Consider the following 23,692-nt stretch of genomic DNA (forward strand, 5'->3'; position numbering starts at 1 on the left):
ACCCCACTGCTGAGTTCCTTCAAAACCAAAGGCTTGGGGCCGCCACCTCAAGCCTTTTGGATTTCAACATGAAGTGCATTCATCTCGGCGATCGGCGTTAGCCTTGTCGATGCGCAACGTCGTGCATGAGGACGCAGGCATGGATTCGGGAATCGCGACACCGACTTCGCGCGAACAACTCTGGGCCCTGCTCGCCGAAGCGGCCGAAATCGAACATCACCTGATGTGCTGCTACCTCTATGCCGCCTTCAGCCTCAAGGAGCATGCGGACGAAGATCTGACGGACGTCGAACTCGCCGCGGTACAGCGTTGGCGCAAGGAGATCTTCGCCGTCGCCGTCGAGGAGATGGGCCACCTGGCGATCGTCTGCAACATCCTCTCCGCGCTCGGTGCGCCAGCGCACTTCGTCCACCAGAATTTCCCCGTTCCCGCCGGTTACCACCCCTCGGGCGTGGTGGTGAAACTTTCGCCCTTCGAACCGGCGACGCTCGCGCATTTCATCTATCTCGAACGCCCCGCTGACGCGGAGATCCTCGACGGCGCAGGCTACGAGCCCGCGCGGCGTTATGCGCGCGCACTCGACATGGATCGCTTGATGACCGTGTGCACGGACTACAACACGGTCGGCGAGTTGTATCAGTCGGTGGAAGCCGGCCTGCAGTTTCTGTGCGATGCGTTCGGCGAATCGGCGTTGTTCGTCGGCGATCCGCAGCATCAACTCGATGCCGAAACGACGCGGCTCCCGGGCCTGGTGCCGGTGCGTTGCATCAAGACCGCGCTCGCCGCCATCGACGCCATCGTCGTCCAGGGCGAAGGCGCGAAGGCTTGTGGCGGCGATTCGCACTACCAGCGGTTCCTCCGCATCCAGCGCGAATACGACGCGCTGTTGGTTTCGCGCCCCGCGTTCAAACCCGCGCGCATGAATGCGTACAACCCGGTGATGCGCCCGCCGCCGACGCCCGAAGGCAAACTCTGGGTCAGCGAGGAACCCGCGGCGGCGCTGCTCGATCTCGGCAACGCGTTGTACAACCACTGCCTGCGATGCCTGTCGCTCGCTTACGCCGGCGTCGATCGCCCAACGCAAACTACGCTGGTCTCGGCAACCATCGATCTGATGCACTTGCTGACACCGGTCGCGACGATGTTGGGCCGCCTGCCCGCGAACCCGAGCGCGCCGGATGCGACCGCAGGCCTGAGTTTCGCGACGATCCGCACCTCCGCCGCGCTTCCCGCCGAAGCGGCGAGCCTGGACATCCTGGTCGAACGCCTCGCGCAATTCACGGCGCGATGCGAACGGTTGGGTACGCAATATCCCGAACTCGCTCCGCTACTCGACGCCACGCGAGCGGGCACGCAACGCGTGGCGAATCGCATTGCGCAAGCCGCAGCGGAGTCGCGCGAGGGGCAACCAAAAGCGGCCACCGCAAGCGCGCCTCCAACGAACGACCGCCCCCCTGCCCCGCGTGCCCCGCCGCAACCCGTGGCGGACGGTAACGGCGTCGAAATCATTCCGGGCAGCGAAATCGACCTGGTGTACGAGGGCAAGCGATGCATCCACGCGCGGCATTGCGTGCTCGGCCAGCCCGGTGTGTTCAAGGCGAACGTCGAGGGGCCGTGGATCGATCCGGATGCGGCGTCGACGGAAGACCTCGTGACCGTCGCGCACATGTGCCCCTCGGGCGCGATCCGTTATCGACGCCATGATGGCGGCGCCGAAGAAGCGGCACCGCCGATCAACCTCGTGCAATTGCGCGAGAACGGCCCGCTGGGCATTCGCGCCGACATCGTGCTCGACGGCACGCGCATCGGGATGCGCGCGGTGTTGTGTCGGTGTGGTGCCTCGAAGCACAAGCCGTTCTGCGATGGCAGCCACAACGAGATTCACTTCCGCGCCAGTGGCGAACCGGACACGGTGGAATCGCAACCGCTCGCCGCACGCGGCGGACCCTTGCGCGTCGATCCCGAGATCGACGGCCCGCTGGTGGTGACCGGCAATCTCGAGATCTGCTGCGGCACGGGGCGGACGGTCAACCGCGTCACCGCAACGCGCCTGTGCCGTTGCGGTGGATCGTCGAACAAACCGTTCTGCGACAACACCCATCGTCGCATCGGATTCCGCAGCGAGGGCTAGTTCGCGCTTTCGGGCATCTGCTTTCCGTCCCGGTGTTCACCGACGTGGACGTGCGTACTCGCGTCACTCCATTCACCGCCGTCGTCGGTGACGCGCACGGTCACGATGCGATGCTCGGTCTCCGGCACTTGCACGGTGACTTCGAACGGCGGCTCCTTGCTCGTTCCTACGGGGACGAACTTCGCGTCGAACAGATCGCTGTCGGCCATGAAGAATTCCGCGGCTCGCACTTTGCCATCGGCATCGCGGGCATCGGCCGTCAGGATCACGGTGCCTGGCGCGTCGCCGGCGCGGGCCCTGAGAGTCACCACCGGTGGCAGGTTGTCGACGCCGACGACCAGACGGTCTTCCGTCGTCGACAGGCCTTCGCTGTCTTCGGCGATGGCGCGCAACCGTTGCGGGCCGACGCGCGGGGTCCACTCGAAGGTCGAAGCGCCCGCCTGGGCCTGCAAGGGTTTGTCGTCGACGAACAGCGTGACCCTGCGGATCTGGCGGTTCGGCGCGACCGCATCGACGTTCAACTTCATCGGTTCACCCGCGCGCACCAGCGCATCGTCGAGTGCAATGCGCACGCTCGGCGGTTCTGCGGCATCGACGCCGTCGGCCACGAGTGCTCCATCGAACACCAGGTCGTCCTGCAGGTTGTCGTCGAACTGATGCACTTCGACGGCCAACACGTTGTCGCCTGCGCGTAGTGCATCGGGCGGCAAGCGCACGGGGAAATACGCGAGTTCCGCGGCGCCCGACACCGGCTTGAGCACTTGCTTGTCGAAGTTCATTCGATGCACTTCGCGGCCGTTGAGATACACGACGGCGCCATCGTCGGCACGCAAGCGCAGCGAGAGATCGTGCAGAAGTTGCGGATCCTGGATGTCGAAGTGTTTGCGGAAGTACGCGACGCGGGTTCCCGCCGCCACGCCGGACATGGCCTCGATGTTCGGCGCGAATCCCAACGGTGCAGGCGCTTCGGGCCATTGCGAGTCGTCGTACTCCAGCGCGGTCCAGTCGGATGGCGGCGTATCGAACGTCGCGTGCCGCCACGCGCTGCGCGGCCGGATCAAGTTGCGCTGTGAAACGTCGAGCTGGAAGCGCACGCCACCGACCACGACATCGCGCGCTTTGCCGTCGGTGCGCTTCTGCACGACATCGAACAACAGCGGCTCCTTCATCGGTTTGGTGTCGCGCCGCATCTGGAACACGAGTTGCAGTGGGAATCGCTCACCCGGCTTCAACGGGATGCCGTCCAGTGCATCGTCGAGGCCGTTCAACCGCACGACCACGTTGTCCTTCGGCAGGTTCTGCATCCGCGGTGATGGCTGCATGCGTTGGGCTTGCTTCGCGACCGCCCTGCCCCGCGTCCCCTGCCCTTCGATCCGGCTGAACAATTCGGCCGGCATGCCCACGTCGATCGCTTCGACGTAGCGCGCGAGTTGCGCGTAGCGCTGCGGCACTTCGCGGAACTGCAGCGACGCCATCATCGGTGCATCGGTGTCGTTCGCCATCATCATCGACATCGCGGCCATCGTGCCGCTGAAGTCGTCGAGCACCTGGATGTTCCGCCACGCCAGGTTGTTGCCGTTGCGCACGTTGGTGGTGAGGTTGGACCCTTCGGCCGTCCCGATCGGCGTGATGCGGCCCAGCAGGCCGAAGCCGTTCATGTCGCCGAGGCACGCATAGTCGCTCGGCCGCGGCGGATACCACGGGACTTCGAGGATCACCGCCTGGCCCGGTGCGAGGACGGGGATCGTGAGTGGCGCGGTGTCGTAGATCGGCGGCGACAGGACCGAGCGATCGAAGCTGTTCTTCGACACGATGAAACCACCGGCGGACGTCCACGGATCGATCGGCGCGCCCGACGGCACCACGCCATTCCAGGGGCGCAAGCCGTTGACCATCACCGCGCTGGTCGCCGACGACCCGTATGCGGTGCCGGCTTCGAAGCGCGAGGTGTTCGCGCGTTGCCAGCGCGCCCACAGTTGATCGACCTTGCCGTGCAGCAGGAAGAAGAACGGATCGCGCGTGGCCGAGGCGACGGCCGACATCGATCCGCCCGTGCCACCGATGTAACCGTGGTTCGAATCGTGGTTGGGCGGTTCTTCGATCTGCACGCTGAAGTTTTCCGCGGCGTTCGTGCCGCGATAGTTGGCCCAACCCATGTGGATGGTGTCCGACTCCGAGCCGGGCACGCCGGTGCGCAGGTTGCGCACGACGCTCGCGCCTTCCGAGGCCGCCGGTTCGAGCGCAGGCGACAGCGGCGCGCCCATGCCGGTGCCGCCGGTGCCGCGACCGGAGTTGCCCATGAACGTGGACGTGAACAGATTCGTGCCGCCCGTGCTATTGGTCGGATCGGTCGTCCATTGCCAGTACATCAACTTGACGCGCGGATCGGCTTCCTGCAGCAGGAGTTCGAGGCGATTGAGGAACTCGCGATGCCACGGCAGGAACGCGGCGTTGTGGTGTTCCGGTGCACGCACGTGGATCTGTTGTTGCTTCGTCCAGTAGTCGTAACCGGTGAGCAGCGCGAACGCAGGCGTCGAGGCCATCTCGATGTAGGCATCGCGCAGGCGCGTGCGCTGCGTGGCCGTCGCGCTGGCGGCGTTGACGCGCGGCTTGGTGATCTCGGCGCCCATGAGGCGATCGGTGCCGCACACGGCCGTGTACGCGTCGACCCAACTCGTCGGCCATGCCTGGCCCGCCGAGGATTTCGCCCAGTACACATGCAATTGCTCGGTGCCGGCCGATGACGCCGCGCCGCGATTGCGCACGCGCACGTATACGTAGTTCGGCATGCCGAAGCGCGGATTGCGATATTCGGGGCTCTGGTGCGCCGCGGGCGTCCACGAGGGCGATGCGGGGTTGAAGGCCGTCGGCCTGTAGTTCGGATCCGGGCTCGTGCGCACCCAGATGTCTTCCGAGACCCACATCGGGCCGGAATCGGGATTGGGTTGCACACCGGTGTCGGCCGGGGTGTCGCGAATGTACAGATCAGTCTGGGCGAAGGCTGCACTGGCTGCGCACCACGCCAACGCGGCCACGACGAGCTGCTGCACCCTCAAGCGCTTGCACATGACGACCTCCTTGCGCCCCTGCCATGAGGTAGGACGCAAGGCATTGCCCGAATGGGTCACGCAAAGCGATGTGCACGGGCGGAGAGCCGCATTCACCCGGGTGATCGCAAGTCCCTCCGGGCGCCTACAGGCCTTTGCACGCGGCCTGGACCTTGTCTCCCAACGCGCGCAACTGCTCGAACGTACGCTCCAGGCCTAACTTGTCGAGGACGCGCTGCTCTTCCGCACGCGCCGCGGCGCATGTCTGGCGCTGGCGATCGCGCTTGTCGGCTTTTGGGCCCTTCGCGCCGCCGCGAACGGATTTGGGTGCCTTCGCTTTGGCAGTTTTCGCTGGCTTCGATCTCAAGACACGTTCCTCAGCCCGCGCCTCCGGCACGGCGATGGTTTTCGTCAACCGACTTCCCGCGTCGCACGGTGTGTCCTGGTACGACACGGCGCCATCGGCAGCCACGCATCGCAACAACTCCGCGGCGCATGCGATTCCCGGCAGCAGCGACAACACGAAGCACCACGCGAACCGTTGCATGTCGGCATCCTTGCCCTTCCGCCCGGCGACGGGCCGGGCTTCCTCGATGGCGATGGCGGCGGACGCCCGCTGCCGGAGTTGTCGTGACTCCGAGGGGCAATCGCAGAGGACCGGGCGCCGCCGCCATCGGAGTTCAGATTGCCGATTCGACGCCGGGGAATCTGTCAGGGAAATCCGAAACGCGTTGTCGGATTTCTACGCGATCAATCTTCGATCACGCGCCAGGTATTGCGCCCGGCGGACTTCGCTTCGTACAGGGCCTTGTCGGCCAGCGCGATCAACGCATTCGCCGACGCCGCCTGCGCGACGAACGCGATGCCGATGCTCGTGCCCATCTGCAGGTGCACCCCCTCGAACACCACCGGCGGCCGCACCACCGTCAGGATCTTCTGCGCGATCAACTCCGCGACCTGCGCCGTGCGCGCATCTTCGATCAGCACGACGAACTCGTCGCCACCCAGGCGCGCGACCACATCGACATCGCGCACGCACGCGGTCAACCGCCCGGCAAACGCCTGCAACACCGCGTCGCCCGCCAGATGTCCATGCGTATCGTTGATCGCCTTGAACTTGTCCAGGTCCAGCGACATCAACACCAGCGGCGAGCTCTGCCGACGCGAACGCGCGATCGCCTGCTCCAGCCGTTCGTCGAACTGACGGCGATTACCCAGGCCCGTCAATGCATCCACGCGCGCGAGTTTCGCGAGCGCCTGCTCTGCCTGTTTCAGCGGCGTGATGTCGAACGTGAGCGCATAGAAGCCGCGATTCGATCCATCCGGCGCGACGTCCGGCACGAAATGCGACTGCAGATAACGACCGGCCGACGACGCGCTCGGATCGCGTTCGAACTTCTGCTCCTCGCCGTCGAGCGCACGATGGATGAAGGGCGCCCATTCGCGATAGGCCTCCTCCCCTCTCGCTTCGCGGATCGTGCGACCCAGCAGCTCGTCCGGCTTCCGGCCGAACAAGCGCTCGTAGTACGCATTGATGAAGGTGTAGCGCTCGTCCGCGTCGATGTGCACGATCAGCGCCGGCATGTTGTCGGCGACCGCGCGCAGGCGCGATTGGCTTTCATCGAGTGCGGCCAGCGCCTGCATTCGCTTGCTGATGTCGCGCGCGGAAGCGACGAGCTCCCACGGCGCATCGGGATCGCCGCTTTCCACGCGCGTCGCGGCCACTTCGACCCAGCGCTCCTGCCCATCCTTGTGCAGGATGCGGAAGGTCACCGGCTCCGAGATGCCCGTTTCCGCAATGCGCTGGAACGCCGCCGACGCTTGCGGAATGTCTTCCGGATTCACCAGGTCCCAGCGCGCCCGCAGGAATTCCTCGGGCTCGTAACCCAATACATGGCGAATCGCGGGCGACACATACGACGGCGCGCCGTCGGCCGACATGCGGACGACCAGGTCGCGGCTGTGATCGGCCAGCGTGCGATACCGCACGGCCAGGCGCCGACGTTCCGACAACACAGTCGCGACCGGCAACGCGAGCAAGCACGTCGCGGTGATGAACAATTGGAGCAGCAAGGTCCGCTGCAACAACGAAGGGGATTCGACCAGCGCGAACGGCCCCGTCTCCAGCGCCGTCGCAACGCCACTCAACACCGCGATGACCACCGTCGCGCCCACCACGCCCGCGAACCCGTGCCGGAACACCACCAGCATCAGCGGCACGAAGACGAGGAACAACAGCGGCAACCGTTCCTGCGTGAACACGATCGCGCACACCGCGAGCAGCGCGCCCATGCACAGCGCGTAGTCGAGATGCCGCCCGCGACGCCCGACGATCCACCGCCCTTCCCTGCGCGCCACCACCATCAGCGTGGCGACGATCACCATGCCGATGACGTGCGCGGTGTACCAGGTGAGGAAGACTTCGCCGAGGGAGACGTGGCCGCCCACCGCGCTGTTGAAGACTGCGATCAGCGCGGACAACGCACACGCGATCAGCGTCGACGCCGTTGCCGTGAACGCGAGCCGCAGCAGCCTGGACGGATCGGTGATGTCCGGAACGCGGCGCCGGATCGCACCGGCGACGCAGACGATCTCCAGCACATTCGCCAGCGAGTTGCCGATCGACATTCCCAGCGCATCGCCATGCAGCAAGCGCGCCGTGAACTCGCCGATCCAGCCCGCCGCGATCCACCACGGCCATTGCCGCGTGGTTTTGAACAACAGCACGCCGACCACGATGCCGTTGGCGATCCACACCGACGACACGCTGCCCGCCACGCGCGTCAGATCGATCGCGATCCACGCGAACACCGCCGTCGCGGCGGCCAGCAGGACGAGGCGGCCCGGAAGCCCGGGCCACCGTTCGATGCGCGTTGCAGCACTCACCACGCGCGCACCGCTTGCGACTGCCTCAGCGGCCGCGCCCCAGCCACCAGGCGATCGGCACGCTCGCGATCAACAGGCCCAGGCCGGAATCGAGCAACGCACCGACGGTGAAATCCATCGGGAAGCGATACCAATTCCAGTACGGCACGCTGGTGGTCAGCCACGACATCACGCCCAATGCGCCGCCCATCAACACGCGCTTGCCGAACGACACCGGCGCGAGCGCAAGGACCCATGCGGCGATCAACGCGATGACCACGTCGATGATGAATTGCTTGAACAGCGCCGGCCCCATGGTCTGCAGGTTCGGATTCGGCGTGGGATCCCACACGACGAAAGCCGACGGCGCGTCCTTGTACTTGGTGGTGAACGCGTTCATCGCTTCCGCGTCGCGCCACATCTCCGGGTCCATGCCGGGGATCATGTAGATGCCCGCGCCCTTGTCGGCGCTGGCGTGCAACGCGGTCATCGCCGCGTCCTGGTTGCTCGCGACCTTCATGCCCATCTCGCCGATGGGCAGCACGACGTGGGCGATGGCGCCCCACAGGAACAACACGATTCCGCCGATCAATCCGGCGACGAAAGTCCGCATGCCCGTCCCCTTCCGATGCGCGGCGGATGCCGCCGGGCGAGGATGCACCGGGTGGACGGCCCGCGGCAACTCAATACGGTGGGCGGATCCAGGTGGCCGTGCGCGCACCGAGCCACACGAGGAACAAGCCTGCGACGAGCGTCACGCCGAGATAGAGCAGCGCCTGGTCGCTGCGATGCGAGCGGGAGAACAGCAGGATTTCGAGCATCAGTGCCGAATAGGTCGTCAGGCCACCAAGAACGCCCACGATCAGGAAAGCGCGCCAATACAGCGCCGACGGGCCGCGTGCTTCGAGCCAGATCGCGATGAAGCCCGCGAGGAATGCGCCGACCAGATTCGCCGTCAGCGTGCCCCACGGAAACCCGTCGCCCAGGCGCCGCAACATCGCACCGCCGACCCAGAACCGCCCCGCGGCGCCGAGCGCGCCACCGAGCATCACCAGCACCATCTGCTGCCACCATGCGGTCATGGCGGGACTTTACCAGCCAGTGGCCACAACACGATCCCGGCGCACACGGCGAGCGCCGCACTCGCGCCGAACGCGATCATCGGCGCACCGTTTTCCCACAGCGCGCCGAACACGGCGGACGCCGGCAACAACAACAGGCCGGTCACGAGGTAGTACCAGCCGAACGCCGTGCCTGCACGGTCCGCCGGAATGAGATCGGCGACGAGTGCGCGTTCGGCGCCTTCGATCGTCGCGGTGACCAGGCCGTAGGCGGGGAACAGGATCCACAGCCAGTGCTTGTCGATGGGGATGACGCCCAGCAGCACGTACAGCACTGCATACCCTGCCCATCCAGCGAGGATCAAACGCTTGCGGCCGACGCGATCGGACAATGCAGACAAGGGCGTCGATGCAAACGCCGCCACCGCGGAGAACGACGCCCAGAGCAGCGTAATCTGGCTCGCGCCGAGGCCCAGGTCTTGCGCGCGCAACAACAGGAACATGTTCGACGCATTGCCGAGCGTGAACAGCCCGAGCGCGAACAGGTATCGACGATACGGCGCCGGCAAGGCCGAAAAGCGCCAATCGATCGGCCCCGTCGACTTCACTTGCGCCACCGTGGGCTCGCGCAATCGCAGCGCCATGAACAAGACGAGCACGGCAGGCACGAACGCGACCAGGAACACCTGCCGCAAGGACAAGCCTGCGGCCAACAATGCTGCTGCAATCAAGGGGCCGATCACCGCGCCCGCGTTGTCCATCCCGCGGTGCAAACCGTATGCGAGCCCGCGTTGTTCGGGCGCCACGCTCGCCGCCAACATCGCGTCGCGTGGCGCGGACCGCAGCCCTTTTCCCACGCGATCCACGAAGCGAAACGCGAGCACGCCGAACCAGCTCGTCGCGATGCCGATCAAGGGGCGCGCAATTCCTGCAAGTCCGTAGCCGACGACGACGAAGGGTTTGATGCGCCGCATGCGGTCGGCCAGCGCGTCCGAGAACAACTTCAGCAAGCTGCTCGCCGCTTCGGCGACGCCTTCGATCACGCCGAGCGCCTTCGGCCCGGCCATCAACACGCTCGCGACATACAGCGGCACGAGCGGATAGATCATGTCGCTCGCCGCATCGTTGACCAAACTGATCGCGCCCAACAGCCAGACTGTTTTCGGCAGGCTGGCGAGCGCGCGACGCATCAGGCGTCGTGTTCTCCGGAGGCGCCGCGCGCTTTCGAACGTGCGGCGCGCAGGGCGTCGAGTTTCTCCTTCATGCGCCCTTCGAGCCCGCGATCGGTGGGCGCGTAATACACGCGTTCGCCCATCGCGTCGGGGAAACCGGTCTGACCGAGCGCGATGCCGCCTTCCGCATCGTGGTCGTACTGATAGCCCTTGCCGTAGCCGAGTTGCTTCATCAGCTTGGTGGGTGCGTTGCGAATGTGCATCGGGACGTCGAGCGTGCCGTAGGCTTCGACATCGCTCCGCGCCTGGTTGAACGCGACGTAGGCGGCATTCGACTTCGAGGTCGTCGCGAGATAGATCGCGACCTGCGCGAGTGCGAGATCGCCTTCCGGGCTGCCGAGTCGGTCGTACGTGTCCCAGGCCTCCACGGCCATCTGCAAGGCGCGCGGATCTGCAAGCCCGATGTCTTCCACCGCCATGCGTGTGAGGCGGCGCGCGAGGTAATTCGGATCCACGCCGCCATCGAGCATGCGCGCGAACCAATACAACGCGGCATCGGGATTGGAACTGCGCACCGATTTGTGCAGCGCGGAGATCTGGTCGTAGAACTGTTCGCCGCCCTTGTCGAAGCGGCGCGTGCGATCGGCGAGCACCTGCGCGAGCGTCTGCTCGGTGATGGTGCCGCCCTCCCCCGCCAGGTCGGCGGCGATTTCGAGGAAGGTGAGTGCGCGACGCACGTCGCCATCCGCCGCGCGGGCGATGAGCAGGAGTTGTTCGGGATCGACGTTCAACGCGCGATCACCGAGGCCGCGATCCGGATCGTCGAGCGCGCGTTGCAGCGCGACGGCGATGTCTTCCGGCGACACCGATTCCATCACGTGCACGCGGCATCGCGAGAGCAACGCGGAGTTCAATTCGAACGATGGATTTTCCGTCGTCGCACCGACGAACAGGATCGTGCCGCGTTCGATGTGCGGCAGGAACGCATCCTGCTGCGCCTTGTTGAAGCGATGCACCTCGTCGACGAACAGCACGGTGCGGCGGCCTTCGCTGAAACGCAGCCCCGCTTCGGCGAGGACCTGGCGTACTTCGGGCAAACCGACGAGCACCGCGGACACCGCGCGGAATTCCGCATCGGCATACGTCGCGAGCAATTGCGCGAGCGTCGTCTTGCCGCAGCCCGGTGGGCCCCACAGGATCATCGAATGCACGCGGCCGGATTCGATCGCGCGTCGCAACGCGGTGCCCGGTGCAAGCAGACGGCGCTGCCCGACCATCTCGTCGATCGTGCGCGGCCGCATCCGCTCGGCGAGCGGACGCAGCGCGTCGCGATCGACGCTCAGCAGATCGGGTTCGGGAATCGCGGGGGTGCGGGCTCGAGCCACCCAGTGATGATAACGATCAACCGCCCGCGACGACGTCCACGCCCTTCGGCGGCGCGAAGGTGAACGTGCTCTTCGGGAAGCTCGGGTTCTTCTTCCAACCCGAGAAGCGCAGTTCCGTGCGCTGGCCGAGCGGATCGACGATGCGCATGCGCTTGAGGCCGGCATCGTCGAAGCCCAGGCGCGCGGATTCGAAGCTGGCGTTGTCGGCGCTGCGCGGGCGCAGTTCGATCCAGTCCAGGCCATCGGCCGCGGGCAATTCCTTGACCAGGAATTCCTTGTCCAGGCGCGTGGGATCGATCAGCGCGGTCAGCGGCGAGCTTTGTTCCTCGACGCCTTGCGCGCGCTTGGTCACCTGCTTGAGGTCGGGGTCGTAGACCCACACGGCCTTGCCGTCGGCGACGATCAACTGTTCGAAGGGCTTGGCGTATTCCCAACGGAAGTTGCGCGGCGCCGACATCGCGACGCGGCCGCTGGAGGCTTCCTTCTTCTTGCCGTTGGCGTCGAAGACCTGCTGGGTGAACGTGCCGTCCAGGCCCTTGAGGTTCTTGGTGAACGCAGTGAGGTCGTCGCGGCCGCCGGCGTGGGCGGTGGTGGCGAGCAACGCGGTGGTCAGGCCGAGGGTCAGCAGGCGCATGGCGAAGTCCACGAAAGTCGTTGGGGCGGAGTCTGCCCGGGGGTGGATGAATGGGGGATCACGCATTCGATTGCGCTTTATCCCCCTCGAGCGCGCTTGGCGCGCTCGATCCCCCTTGGCAAGGGGGATGAGGGGCGCGCGCTATTTGGGGGGCGGCGGTGCGAGCACGCTGCGGTCGCCGTTGTGTTCCGGCGGTGTCACGACGCCTGCGGCTTCCATCGCTTCGATCAGGCGCGCGGCGCGGTTGTAGCCGATCTTCAGGCGGCGTTGCACACCGGAGATCGAAGCACGTCGCGTCTCGGTCACGATGCGCACCGCTTCGTCGTACAGCGGATCGGATTCGTCGCCGCCACCGCCGCCGGATTCCGGCAAACCGGTCGCGCCGACGACCACGCCATCGCCCAGCGTCTGCACTTCGTCGAGCACGCCTTCGATGTAATCCGGGCGGCCGCCGATCTGCTTGAGGTGTTCGACGACGCGATGCACTTCTTCGTCCGACACGAACGCACCGTGCACGCGCTCGGGCATCGCGGTGCCCGGCGGGAGATACAGCATGTCGCCGTGGCCGAGCAGCGTTTCGGCGCCCGATTGATCGAGAATCGTGCGCGAGTCGATCTTGCTCGACACCTGGAACGCGATGCGCGTCGGGATGTTCGCCTTGATCAAACCGGTGATGACGTCGACCGACGGGCGCTGCGTCGCCAGGATCAGATGGATGCCCGCCGCACGCGCCTTCTGCGCGAGGCGCGCGATGAGCTCTTCGACCTTCTTGCCGACGATCATCATCATGTCGGCGAATTCGTCGATGAACACGACGATGAACGGCAGCGTTTCCAGCGGACGCGGCACTTCGCCGAGTTCCGGGTTCGGCTTGAACAGCGGATCCATCAACGGCTGGCCGGCGTCGATGGCGTCCTTCACTTTCTTGTTGAAGCCCGCCAGGTTGCGCACGCCGACGGTCGACATCAGCTTGTAGCGGCGCTCCATTTCGGCCACGCACCAGCGCAGGCCGTTGGCGGCTTCCTTCATGTCGGTGACCACCGGCGCCAGCAGGTGCGGAATGCCCTGGTACACGGACAGTTCCAGCATCTTCGGGTCGATCATCAACATGCGCACGTCCTTCGCGGACGCCTTGTACAGCAGCGACAACACCATCGCGTTGACCGCGACGGACTTGCCCGAGCCGGTCGTGCCGGCGACGAGCAAGTGCGGCATGCGCGCCAGATCGGCCACCGTCGGCCGGCCCGCGATGTCCTTGCCGAGCGCCAGCGTGAGCGGGCTGCCCGACTTGTCGTATTCCTTCGAACGCAGCAGCTCGCTGAGGAAGATCATCTCGCGCGAGGTGTTCGGCGTTTCCAGGCCGACGACCGACTTGCCCGGGATGACGTCGACCACGCGCACCGACTTCACCGACAGGCCGCGCGCGATGTCCTTGTCGAGCGAGGAAATCTGGCTGACCTTGACGCCCGGTGCGGGCTCGAGTTCGAAGCGCGTGATCACCGGGCCCGGATAGGCGCCGACCACCTGCGCATCGATGCGGAAGTCCTTGAGCTTGAATTCGATCTGGCGCGAGAGCGTTTCGAGCGTCTCTTCGCTGTAGCCCTTCGCCTGCGGCTTGGGGTCGTCGAGCAAGGCGAGCGGCGGGATGCCCGTGCCGTCGCCGGTGTGGAACAGCGGGATCTGCGTTTCGCGCTTGGCGCGATCGCTCTTCTCGACGACGGGCGCCGGCGGCGGTTCGATCTTGACCGGCGCACGCTTGGCGCGCAGTTCGGTTTCGACCTTGCGCGTCTCTTCGCGTTCTTCGCGGAACGCACGTGCCTGCTGCCATTCGGCCGCTTGCTGCTGGCCACGACGGAACAGCGGCGGAATCTTGAGCACCCAGCCGCCGATGCGGTCCATCACCGTCAGCCACGAGATGCCGGTGGCGAGCGTGGTGGAAATCAGCAGCAATGCGACGAGGAAGAGATTGGCACCGACCGGCCCGAAGCCGTGATACAGCGAACGACCGACGAGCTGGCCGAGGATGCCGCCGCTGCCCGCCGAGAAATCCGGTGCGGCGCCGATGCGCAGGTGCAGGAAGCCCGTCGCCGAAACCAGGAAGCCGACGATGCCGACCAACCGCAATGCAGGCCCGAGGTCCGCATCGCCGTCGCCATCGCTGTCCATGCCGAACAGCGCGATCCAGGCGATGAGCCCGAGCATGATCGGCAGCAGGAAGGCGACGTAGCCGCAGAGATACAACAGCACGTCGGCGGTCCACGCACCGACGATGCCGCCGAAGTTGTGCAACGGGGCGGTGACGCTGCCCGAATGCGACCAGCCCGGATCGGCCGGCGAGAAGGTCCAGAGGCTCGCCATCAGGTAGGCGAGCACGGGGGCGATGGCGATCAGCGCGAGGTCGCGCCACAGGCGTTGCCGGCGCGCGCCACCGCCCGCAGCGGCCGGAGCCGCTGCGTTCTTGCGCTTGGATTTTCCGCCTTCCAAAGCCACCGGCCTTGCCGACACGTACGACCTGCCTTGAGGTAGTTCCCCTAGGGCCTTGATCCTACGTCAAACTTTCATGTCTTGCAGCGCGGGATGCACGATCTTGCCGGCTTCCACATTGATGCCGCGGACCAGCGGTTCGTTGGCACGCCAGTTGCCCGAGGCGAGCTTGTTCACCCACGGCAGGATGGCCGCGCAGATGGCCTGCGAGGAGGTCTGCGGCACGGCGCCCGGCATGTTGGTCACGCAGAAGTGGGTCACGCCCTCTTCGACGTAGGTCGGTTCCTTCCAGGTGGTCGGGCGCGAGGTTTCGAAGCAGCCGCCCTGGTCGATCGAGATGTCGACGACGACCGAACCGTCCTGCATGCCCTTGAGCATTTCGCGCGTCAGCACGTGCGGCGCGCGGGCGCCGGTCACGAGCACCGCACCGACGACGAGGTCGGCATTGGCCACTTCACGCGCGACGACGTCGGCGTAGGGATACAGCGTGGTCACGTTGTTGCCCAGCTGCATCATTTCTTCCATGCGGTCCTGGCGCATTTCGAACACGACCACGTTCGAACCACCGGCCGCGGCGAGCTCCGCCGACGCACGACCGGCCTTGCCACCGCCGAACACGACGACCTTGCCACGCTCGGTCGACGGCAGGCCGCCGAGCAGCTTGCCCTTGCCGCCTTCGGGCTGGTGCAGCAGGTGCGTGCCGACCTGCACCGCGATCTTGCCGGCGATCACCGACATCGGCGCCAGCAGCGGCAGGTCGCCGTTGGGCAGCTCGACGGTTTCGAACGCGACGCCGGTCAGGCCGATGTCGAGCAGGCGGCGCGTCAGCACCGGCTCCGCCGCCAAGTGCAGGTAGCAGAACAGCAGGTGGTCCTTGCGCAGGAGCTTGAGGTCGCCCTCGATCGGCTCCTTGACCTTCACGATGAGTTCGCCCTTCTCGTACAGGGCCGCCGCGTCCGCCGCGATCTTCACGCCGAGCTGCGTGTATTGCTCGTCCTTGAAGCCGCTCTTCAGGCCGGCGCCCTGTTCCAGCCACACTTCGTGGCCACGCTTGACGAGGTCGCCTGCCGCCGCCGGCACCAGCGCGACGCGGCCTTCGAGGGTCTTGGTTTCCTTGGGGACGCCGATCCGCATTGCAGTGTTCTCTTCGTGGGAGGCGCAAGCGCCTTGTGTTGTCGTGGGGGCGCCGCCACTATTTCGCGACACGCGGCGGCTGGTCTAAACCAGTCGCGCATCTTACGCGAACTCCCATTCGGACGCCCCTGCATGACTTCTGCGAAGCACGTCTCCCTGCTCATCCTCGGCTCAGGTCCCGCGGGTTGGACCGCGGCCGTTTACGCCGCGCGCGCCAACCTCAAGCCGGTCGTGATCACCGGCCTTGCGCAGGGCGGCCAGCTGATGACGACCACCGAAGTCGACAACTGGCCCGGCGACGCGCACGGCCTCATGGGCCCGGCGCTGATGGAGCGCATGCAGCAGCACGCAGAGCGCTTCGAAACCGAAGTCATCTTCGACCAGATCCACACGGCCGACCTGTCGCAGCGCCCCTTCCGCCTGAAGGGCGATTCGGGCGAATACACCGCCGACGCGCTGATCATCGCGACGGGCGCGACGGCGAAGTACCTGGGCATCGAATCGGAGCAGAAGTTCCTTGGCCGCGGCGTGTCCGCGTGCGCCACGTGCGACGGCTTCTTCTTCAAGGACATGGACGTGGCGGTCATCGGCGGCGGCAACACCGCGGTCGAGGAAGCGCTGTACCTGTCGAACATCGCGCGCAAGGTTTACCTGGTGCATCGCCGCGACACGCTGCGCGCCGAAAAGATCATGCAGGACAAGCTGATGGCGAAGGTGCAGTCGGGCAAGATCGAAACGATCTGGCACCACACCGTCGACGAAGTGCTCGGCAACGATGCCGGCGTCACCGGGCTGCGCCTGAAGTCCACGCAGGACGACGGCGCGACGAAGGAAATCGACATCCACGGTTTGTTCGTCGCGATCGGCCACACGCCGAACACGTCGCTGTTCGAAGGCCAGCTCGCGATGCACAACGGCTATCTCGAAATCCGCTCGGGCCTTTCGGGCAACGCGACGCAGACGTCCGTCCCGGGCGTGTTCGCCGCCGGCGACGTCGCCGACCAGGTGTATCGCCAGGCCGTGACTTCCGCGGGCTTCGGCTGCATGGCCGCGCTGGATGCCGAGAAATTCCTCGACAAGGAAGGCTGATCCCGCATGCACGCGCGCATCCTCGGCGCGCTGAGCGAAGTGCCCGCCGCGACGTGGGACGCAGTGCACGACGGCGGTCATCCGTTCGTCGCGCATGCGTTCCTGGCGGGCCTGGAGGAACACGACTGCGTGCGCGCGTCGCTGGGTTGGGTGCCTGCGCACCTGGCCTTGTTCGACGGCGAAACGCTCGTCGGCGCGGCGCCCGGATATCGCAAGCGCAATTCGCACGGGGAGTTCGTGTTCGACCATGCGTGGGCGCAGGCATATGCGCACCATGGGTTGGCGTATTTCCCGAAATGGCTGGGCGCCGTGCCCTACTCGCCCGTCACCGGGCCGCGCTTGCTGGCGCGCGATGACGTCACGCGAACGTTGCTCGCCGCGGCGATCGTCGCGATCGTGCGCGAGGCCGGGTGGTCGTCGGCGCACGTGAACTTCCATCGCGCGGACGAAGCGAACGCCTTCGACGCCGATTGGATTCCGCGGATCGACGTGCAGTATCACTGGGAGAATCGCGGCGCGTGGAGCGACTTCGATGCGTTCCTTGCCGCAATGGACCACAAGCACCGCAAGAACATCCGGCAGGAACGCGCGAAGGTCGCGCGCGCCGGGGTTCGCATGCGCATCGTGCACGGCGATGAAGCCAGCGACGCGGATCTCGCGGCGATGCACGGGTTCTATCTGCAAACCTTCCACGAGTACGGCAACACGCCGGCGCTGACGCTGGAGTTCGTGCGCCATCTGGCACGCACGATGCCGCGGGCATTGGTGCTGATGTTGGCCGAGCTCGATGGCGAAACCATCGCCGGTGCGCTCTGCCTGCGCGGCGGCGACACCCTGTACGGACGCTACTGGGGCGCGACGCGCCTGGTGCCCGGCCTGCATTTCGAAACCTGTTACTACCAGGGCATCGATTACTGCCTGCGCGAAGGCTTGCAACGTTTCGAGCCCGGTGCGCAAGGCGAACACAAACTGGCGCGTGGTTTCCTTCCGACATTGGTGCACAGTCGCCACTGGATCGGAGAGCCCGATTTCGCCGATGCGATCCGGCATTGGTGCGCGGAGGAAAGCGTGTCGGTGCGGCGTTACTTCGCGACCTTGCAATCGCATTCGCCGTTTCGCGCCGAATGAGTCCGCGCATGCCGGTGATGCTCGGTCCCGATCCGGTGTTCCCGCCGGTGGAGCTGGCGCTGCGCGAACCCGATGGCTTGCTGGCGGTCGGCGGCGATTTGTCGGTGCCCCGATTGCTCGCGGCGTATCGCAGCGGGATCTTCCCGTGGTTTTCCGCGGGCCAGCCGATCCTGTGGTGGTCGCCCGATCCGCGCATGGTGTTTCGCACCGAGGGTGGCGTGCGCCTGTCGTCGAAGTTCCGTCGCGGGTTGCGGCAATCGGCGTGGACCGTGCGCGCCGATACGCGATTCGACGAAGTGATTGATGCCTGCGCGACCATCCGGCGCCCGGGGCAACGCGGCACGTGGATCGTGCCGGCGATGCGTCGCGCGTATGGTGTGCTGCACGAACAAGGGCACGCGCACAGCATCGAAGTCTTCGATAGCGAGCGCCTGGTCGGCGGGCTGTACGGCGTTTCGATCGGCGCGATGTTCTTCGCCGAGAGCATGTACAGCGGGCAGTCCGGTGCTTCGAAGGTCGCGCTGGCCGCCCTCGCCCATCGCCTGCGCGAATGGGGCTGGCCCCTGATCGACGCGCAGGTGGAGAACGACCACCTGCTGCGCATGGGCGCCGAATCACTGCCGCGCGACGCCTTCCAGCGCATCGTGGCGGCTCAGGTGGCCATCGCCGTGGAACCAGGCCCCTGGACCGCGCGATTCGGCGAACTGAGCGCCCCTGCCCTCGCAGCCTGAACCGGACGCTTGGCGCTCCAGCGCCGCACATGCCAGAATGCGCGACTTTGCGGGCGGCCGAATGCCGACCCGCCTTATCCGATCAGGAAATACATGGCCAAAGACGACGTCATCGAGTTCGAGGGTACGGTCACCGAAACCCTCCCGAACACCATGTTCCGGGTGAAGCTCGAGAACGGCCACGAAATCATCGCCCACATCTCCGGCCGCATGCGGAAGAACTACATCCGCATCCTCACCGGCGACAAGGTCAAGGTGGAAATGACGCCTTACGACCTGACCAAGGGGCGCATTACGTACCGTATGAAGTAAACCACGCAAGTGGTTGAATGAAAAAGGCGACCTGAGGGTCGCCTTTTTCGTTTGCGCGGAGATTAACGGTTAAACCGTTACCGGAAGCAGCTTCTCCGGCTCGGCCTGCGCTTCGACCTTCAGCTCGCCATCGACCACGTCGATAGACACCTTGCCGCCGCCGACCAGTTTGCCGAACAGCAGTTCGTCCGCGAGCGGCCGCTTGATCTTTTCCTGGATCACGCGGGCCATCGGGCGGGCGCCCATCAGCGGGTCGAAGCCGTGCTGCGCGAGCCAGTCGCGGGCCGCCGGGGTGGCGGACAGCGACACGTTCTTCTCATGCAACTGGACTTCCAGCTCGATCAGGAACTTGTCGACCACGCGCAGGATGTGCTCGAAGCCCAGCGCCTGGAACTGCACCACCGCATCGAGGCGGTTGCGGAATTCCGGGCTGAAGCTGCGGCGGATCACTTCCATCGCATCGGTGCTGTGGTCCTGGCGGGTGAAGCCGATCGTGCGACGCGAGGCTTGCGCGGCGCCGGCGTTGGTCGTCATCACCAGGATCACGTTCTTGAAGTTCGCCTCGCGCCCGTTGGTGTCGGTGAGCACGCCGCGGTCCATGACCTGCAACAGGATGTTGAAGATGTCCGGATGCGCCTTCTCGACTTCGTCGAGCAACAGCACGCAGTGCGGCGTCTTGACGATCTTCTCGGTCAACAGACCGCCCTGGTCGAAACCGACGTAGCCCGGAGGCGCGCCGATCAGACGACTGACCGAATGCGGCTCCATGTACTCGGACATGTCGAAGCGCACGAGCTCGATGCCCAACTGCAGCGCGAGCTGGCGCGTGACTTCGGTCTTGCCCACGCCGGTCGGGCCGGAGAACAGGAAGTTGCCGATCGGCTTGTCCGGATTGCCCAGGCCCGAGCGTGCGAGCTTGATCGCCGAGACGAGCGTGTCGATGCCCGGGTCCTGCCCGAAGATCACCATCTTCAGGTTGCGATCCAGGTTCTTCAGCACGTCCTTGTCCGACGCACTGACCTGCTTGGTCGGGATGCGCGCCATCTTCGCCACGATCGTTTCGATTTCCTCGACGTCGATCAGCGACTTGCGCACGGCGGCGGGCAGAAGCCTTTGACGGGCACCTGCTTCGTCGATGACGTCGATCGCCTTGTCGGGCAGCAGACGATCGCCGATGTGCTTCACCGACAGGTCGACCGCGGCCTGCAATGCGTCGTCGGCGTAGGTCACGCCGTGGTGCGACTCGTAACGCGGCTTGAGGCCGTGCAGGATTTCCACGGTCTCGCCCACCGTCGGCTCGACGATGTCGATCTTCTGGAAGCGACGCGCGAGCGCGCGATCCTTTTCGAAGATGCCGCGGTATTCCTGGAAGGTGGTCGAACCGATGCAGCGCAACTCGCCGGACGCGAGCACGGGCTTGATCAGGTTCGAAGCATCCATCGTGCCACCCGACGCCGAACCGGCGCCGATGATCGTATGGATCTCGTCGATGAAGAGGATCGCACCGGGGTGCTTCTTCAACTGCGCGAGGACCGCCTTCAGGCGCTTCTCGAAATCGCCGCGGTACTTGGTGCCCGCGACCAGCGCGCCGAGGTCGAGCGCGTAGATCACCGCGTCGGCCAGCACTTCGGGCACGTTGCCTTCGACGATGCGCTTGGCCAGACCTTCGGCGAGCGCGGTTTTGCCCACGCCGGCTTCGCCGACGTAAAGCGGGTTGTTCTTGCGACGGCGGCACAACACCTGGATGGTGCGTTCGACTTCATCGGCGCGGCCGACGAGCGGGTCGATCTTGCCGGCGAGCGCGAGGTCGTTGAGGTTGCTGGCGAATTCGGCGAGCGCGTCGCCCTTGTGTTCGCCCTCCTCGCCCTGGCGCGCCTCGTCCTGCGATTGCGATTCCTCGCCTTCGCCGGTGCGCGTGATGCCGTGCGAGAGATAGTTGACGACATCCAGGCGCGTCACGTCCTGCTGATTCAGGAAATAGACGGCGTGCGAATCCTTCTCGCCATAAATGGCGACCAGCACGTTGGCGCCGGTGACTTCCTTCTTGCCCGAAGACTGCACGTGGTAGACGGCGCGCTGCAACACGCGCTGGAACCCCAGCGTGGGTTGCGTGTCGCGTCCGTCATCGTCGGCCAGGCGCGCGACCGACGTTTCGATCGCCTTTTCCAGCTCGTGGCGCAGGCGGGGGAAATCCGATCCGATCGCCTTGAGCACGGCTTCGGCGGAGGGATTGTCTAGAAGCGCGAGGAGCAGGTGCTCCACGGTCATGAACTCATGGCGGGCCTCGCGTGCCCGCTTGTAGCACTGGCCGATGGTCTGCTCGAGATCCTTGCTGAACATGTTGCTTGGCCTCCGACGGCTGGGCCCTGTTAGGTATCTGACGTCCTATATGGGGAACGCGGAATACCTTTTCCAGTGGCCTTGGTCAGGGCTTACCGACGACGGCCTTCGCGCAGGTGTTTACGCCTTTTCCATCGTGCACAGCAAGGGGTGCTGGTTGACCCTTGCATATTCATTCACTTGCGCCACCTTCGACTCTGCGACGTCGCGCGTGAATACCCCGCACACGCCGCGGCCGCGCGTGTGCACGTGCAGCATGACCTGGGTCGCCTTTTCGAGATTCATGGCGAAAAACCTCATCAAGACGTCCACGACGAAGTCCATCGGCGTGTAATCGTCGTTGAGCAACAGGACCGAATACAGCGGCGGACGCGCCGTTTCGGGCTTGCTGGTTTCCACCATTGCGCCGTGGTCGCGCTCGTGTTCGTGCTTTCGTGCCATGGGCGGGATTATACGGAGGCGCGCAAGCCCTCCCGACGCCCCGTGTTGGACGGCCCACTGGCGCCGCCGTCACAATGACAATGTGAAAACGCGCCGACCCAGGCAAGGACGACTCCCCACGTGACCTACCGCGAAGGCCGCTTCTGGCAACCCGACGTCACCGTCGCGACCGTCGTCGTACGCGACGGGCGGTTGCTCGTGGTCGAAGAACGGGTGAACGGCAAGTTGGTGCTCAACCAGCCCGCCGGCCACCTGGAACCGGACGAGAGCCTGGTCGACGCCGCATTGCGTGAAACGCGCGAGGAAACAGGCTGGGACGTGCGCCTGACGGCGTTCATCGGCGCCTATCAGTGGAAGGCCGAAACAGGCCGGCACTACCTGCGTTTCGCGTTCGCGGCCGAACCGGAACGCCATGATCCCGCGCGCCCGCTCGATACGGGCATCGAACGCGCACTGTGGATGACGCCCGCCGAACTCCAGGCCGCGCACGAACGCCATCGCAGCCCACTTGTCTGGCGCGTGGTGGGCGACCATCTCGCCGGGCGCCGCCATCCCTTGTCGATGGTGCAGCAGTTGGCCTGAGGCAACCAAGAAGTTGGATACGAAAACGCAGGTACGCACCATCGTCGGCATGTCCGGCGGCGTCGATTCGTCGGTCGCCGCCTTGTTGCTGCGCGACCAGGGCGCGCCGATCGCCGGCCTCTTCATGCAGAACTGGGCCGACGATGGCAGCGGCGACTGCCGCGCCGACGACGATCGTCGCGATGCGGTCGCCGTGTGCGGGCGGCTCGGCATCCCGATCCACTTTCGCGACTTCTCGAGCGAATACTGGAACGGTGTGTTCCAGCATTTCCTCGACGAGTACGCCGCGGGCCGCACGCCGAACCCCGACGTGCTGTGCAACCGCGAGATCAAGTTCAAGCATTTCCTCGACGCCGCGCATGCGCTCGGCGCCGAACGCATCGCCACGGGCCACTACGCGCGCGTTGAACACGTCGGCGGCAGCGTGCGCCTATTGCGCGCCGTCGATCGCAACAAAGACCAGAGTTACTTCCTGCACCAGCTCGGCCAGGCGCAGCTCGCGGCGACAATCTTCCCGCTCGGCCATCTGCCGAAGGACCAGGTGCGTGCGATCGCGCGCGACGCCGCGCTACCCACGCACGCGAAGAAGGATTCGACCGGCATCTGCTTCATCGGCGAACGCGACTTCCGCGAATTCCTCGCGCGCTACCTCCCTGCCCGCCCCGGCGAAATCCGCGATCCGCAGGGGAACGTGGTCGGCGAACACCCCGGCGTTTTCTTCTTCACGCTCGGACAGCGCGAAGGCCTGCACATCGGTGGCGTGCGCGGGCGCGATCCCGCGCCGTGGTACGTGGTCGACAAAGATGTCGGCGACAACGTGCTGGTCGTCGACCAGGGCAGCGACAGCCCGCATCTTTATTCGTCGACGCTGTGGTCGGAAGGCGCGCACTGGATCGCCGGCAGCCCGCCGGCGGCGCGCTTCGACTGCACGGCGCAGACGCGCTACCGGCAACACGACGAGGCCTGTACCGTGACGGTCGCCGACGACGGCACGCTGGCGGTACGCTTCGCCCGTGGCCAGCGCGCGGTCACGCCCGGGCAGTCGCTGGTGCTCTACGACGGCGATACCTGCCTCGGCGGCGCGGTCATCGCCCGCACGGATGCACGGACCGAAGCAATGCTTTCCAGGGAGTCGCAAGACGCATGACGGCAGCAC

At 65.9% G+C, this 23,692-nt stretch carries 19 protein-coding genes; 7 read left to right on the top strand and 12 right to left on the bottom strand.

The window, feature by feature from the left end; all coding sequences use genetic code 11:
* Positions 1–139: 139 nt before the first annotated feature.
* Positions 140–2,131 (top strand): ferritin-like domain-containing protein, encoded by a 1,992-nt coding sequence (locus GN331_RS11700; RefSeq protein ID WP_197427109.1) that lies wholly within the window; start codon positions 140–142, stop codon positions 2,129–2,131.
* Here the strand turns inward: GN331_RS11700 and GN331_RS11705 are convergent.
* The 10 genes from GN331_RS11705 to ald all read right to left on the bottom strand — a co-directional run bounded on the left by GN331_RS11705 (position 2,128) and on the right by ald (position 15,913).
* On the bottom strand, positions 2,128–5,199 hold the full coding sequence (locus tag GN331_RS11705) for a tyrosinase family protein (RefSeq protein WP_156642304.1): 3,072 nt from the start codon (positions 5,197–5,199) through the stop codon (positions 2,128–2,130). The genes GN331_RS11700 and GN331_RS11705 overlap by 4 nt on opposite strands.
* Before the next feature lie 124 nt (positions 5,200–5,323).
* Entirely contained in the window at positions 5,324–5,725 is a 402-nt protein-coding gene (locus tag GN331_RS11710; protein WP_156642306.1) for a DUF4124 domain-containing protein, read from the bottom strand.
* A gap of 203 nt (positions 5,726–5,928) precedes the next feature.
* Positions 5,929–8,064 (bottom strand): diguanylate cyclase domain-containing protein, encoded by a 2,136-nt coding sequence (locus tag GN331_RS11715; protein ID WP_156642314.1) that lies wholly within the window; start codon positions 8,062–8,064, stop codon positions 5,929–5,931.
* 25 nt (positions 8,065–8,089) lie between these two features.
* Positions 8,090–8,656 carry a hypothetical protein gene (locus tag GN331_RS11720; RefSeq protein WP_156642316.1) on the bottom strand — a complete coding sequence of 189 codons (567 nt, stop codon included), beginning with the start codon at positions 8,654–8,656 and terminating at the stop codon, positions 8,090–8,092.
* Between the two features lie 70 nt (positions 8,657–8,726).
* Complete coding sequence (gene crcB / locus GN331_RS11725; RefSeq protein WP_156642318.1) at positions 8,727–9,125, bottom strand: fluoride efflux transporter CrcB; 399 nt, start codon at positions 9,123–9,125, stop codon at positions 8,727–8,729.
* Entirely contained in the window at positions 9,122–10,294 is a 1,173-nt protein-coding gene (locus GN331_RS11730) for an MFS transporter (RefSeq protein ID WP_156642320.1), read from the bottom strand. Before GN331_RS11730 ends, crcB begins: the two co-directional genes overlap by 4 nt.
* Positions 10,294–11,661 (bottom strand): replication-associated recombination protein A, encoded by a 1,368-nt coding sequence (locus tag GN331_RS11735; protein WP_331713463.1) that lies wholly within the window; start codon positions 11,659–11,661, stop codon positions 10,294–10,296. Before GN331_RS11735 ends, GN331_RS11730 begins: the two co-directional genes overlap by 1 nt.
* 16 nt (positions 11,662–11,677) lie before the next feature.
* A complete protein-coding gene (gene lolA / locus GN331_RS11740) occupies positions 11,678–12,295 on the bottom strand; it encodes an outer membrane lipoprotein periplasmic chaperone LolA (RefSeq protein ID WP_156642322.1) in 618 nt (205 codons plus the stop codon).
* Between the two features lie 141 nt (positions 12,296–12,436).
* Positions 12,437–14,779, bottom strand: a complete 2,343-nt coding sequence (locus GN331_RS11745; protein WP_156642532.1) for a DNA translocase FtsK — start codon at positions 14,777–14,779, stop codon at positions 12,437–12,439.
* A 66-nt stretch (positions 14,780–14,845) separates the two neighbouring features.
* On the bottom strand, positions 14,846–15,913 hold the full coding sequence (gene ald / locus GN331_RS11750) for an alanine dehydrogenase (protein WP_156642325.1): 1,068 nt from the start codon (positions 15,911–15,913) through the stop codon (positions 14,846–14,848).
* A 132-nt stretch (positions 15,914–16,045) separates the two neighbouring features.
* Between ald and trxB the strand changes: the two genes are divergently transcribed.
* The 4 genes from trxB to infA all read left to right on the top strand — a co-directional run bounded on the left by trxB (position 16,046) and on the right by infA (position 19,173).
* Complete coding sequence (gene trxB / locus GN331_RS11755; RefSeq protein ID WP_156642326.1) at positions 16,046–17,002, top strand: thioredoxin-disulfide reductase; 957 nt, start codon at positions 16,046–16,048, stop codon at positions 17,000–17,002.
* Positions 17,003–17,008: 6 nt separating this feature from the next.
* Positions 17,009–18,130 (top strand): GNAT family N-acetyltransferase, encoded by a 1,122-nt coding sequence (locus GN331_RS11760; protein ID WP_156642328.1) that lies wholly within the window; start codon positions 17,009–17,011, stop codon positions 18,128–18,130.
* Complete coding sequence (gene aat, locus GN331_RS11765) at positions 18,127–18,861, top strand: leucyl/phenylalanyl-tRNA--protein transferase (RefSeq protein WP_156642330.1); 735 nt, start codon at positions 18,127–18,129, stop codon at positions 18,859–18,861. The genes GN331_RS11760 and aat overlap by 4 nt, the downstream gene beginning before the upstream one ends.
* Before the next feature lie 93 nt (positions 18,862–18,954).
* A complete protein-coding gene (infA, locus tag GN331_RS11770; protein ID WP_036168934.1) occupies positions 18,955–19,173 on the top strand; it encodes a translation initiation factor IF-1 in 219 nt (72 codons plus the stop codon).
* Positions 19,174–19,242: 69 nt separating this feature from the next.
* Here infA and clpA read toward each other — a convergent pair whose 3' ends face one another.
* Both clpA and clpS read right to left on the bottom strand, forming a co-directional pair.
* Positions 19,243–21,513 (bottom strand): ATP-dependent Clp protease ATP-binding subunit ClpA, encoded by a 2,271-nt coding sequence (clpA, locus tag GN331_RS11775; protein WP_156642332.1) that lies wholly within the window; start codon positions 21,511–21,513, stop codon positions 19,243–19,245.
* Positions 21,514–21,633: 120 nt separating this feature from the next.
* Positions 21,634–21,954 (bottom strand): ATP-dependent Clp protease adapter ClpS, encoded by a 321-nt coding sequence (gene clpS, locus GN331_RS11780; protein WP_036168938.1) that lies wholly within the window; start codon positions 21,952–21,954, stop codon positions 21,634–21,636.
* Between the two features lie 120 nt (positions 21,955–22,074).
* Here clpS and GN331_RS11785 point away from each other — a divergent pair, with 120 nt between their 5' ends.
* Positions 22,075–22,536, top strand: a complete 462-nt coding sequence (locus tag GN331_RS11785) for an NUDIX hydrolase (RefSeq protein ID WP_331713465.1) — start codon at positions 22,075–22,077, stop codon at positions 22,534–22,536.
* Positions 22,537–22,585: 49 nt separating this feature from the next.
* Positions 22,586–23,683, top strand: a complete 1,098-nt coding sequence (gene mnmA, locus GN331_RS11790) for a tRNA 2-thiouridine(34) synthase MnmA (protein WP_156642334.1) — start codon at positions 22,586–22,588, stop codon at positions 23,681–23,683.
* Positions 23,684–23,692 lie beyond the last annotated feature (9 nt).

The sequence above is a fragment of the Noviluteimonas gilva genome, from assembly GCF_009740395.1.
Taxonomy (GTDB): Bacteria; Pseudomonadota; Gammaproteobacteria; order Xanthomonadales; family Xanthomonadaceae; genus Noviluteimonas; species Noviluteimonas gilva.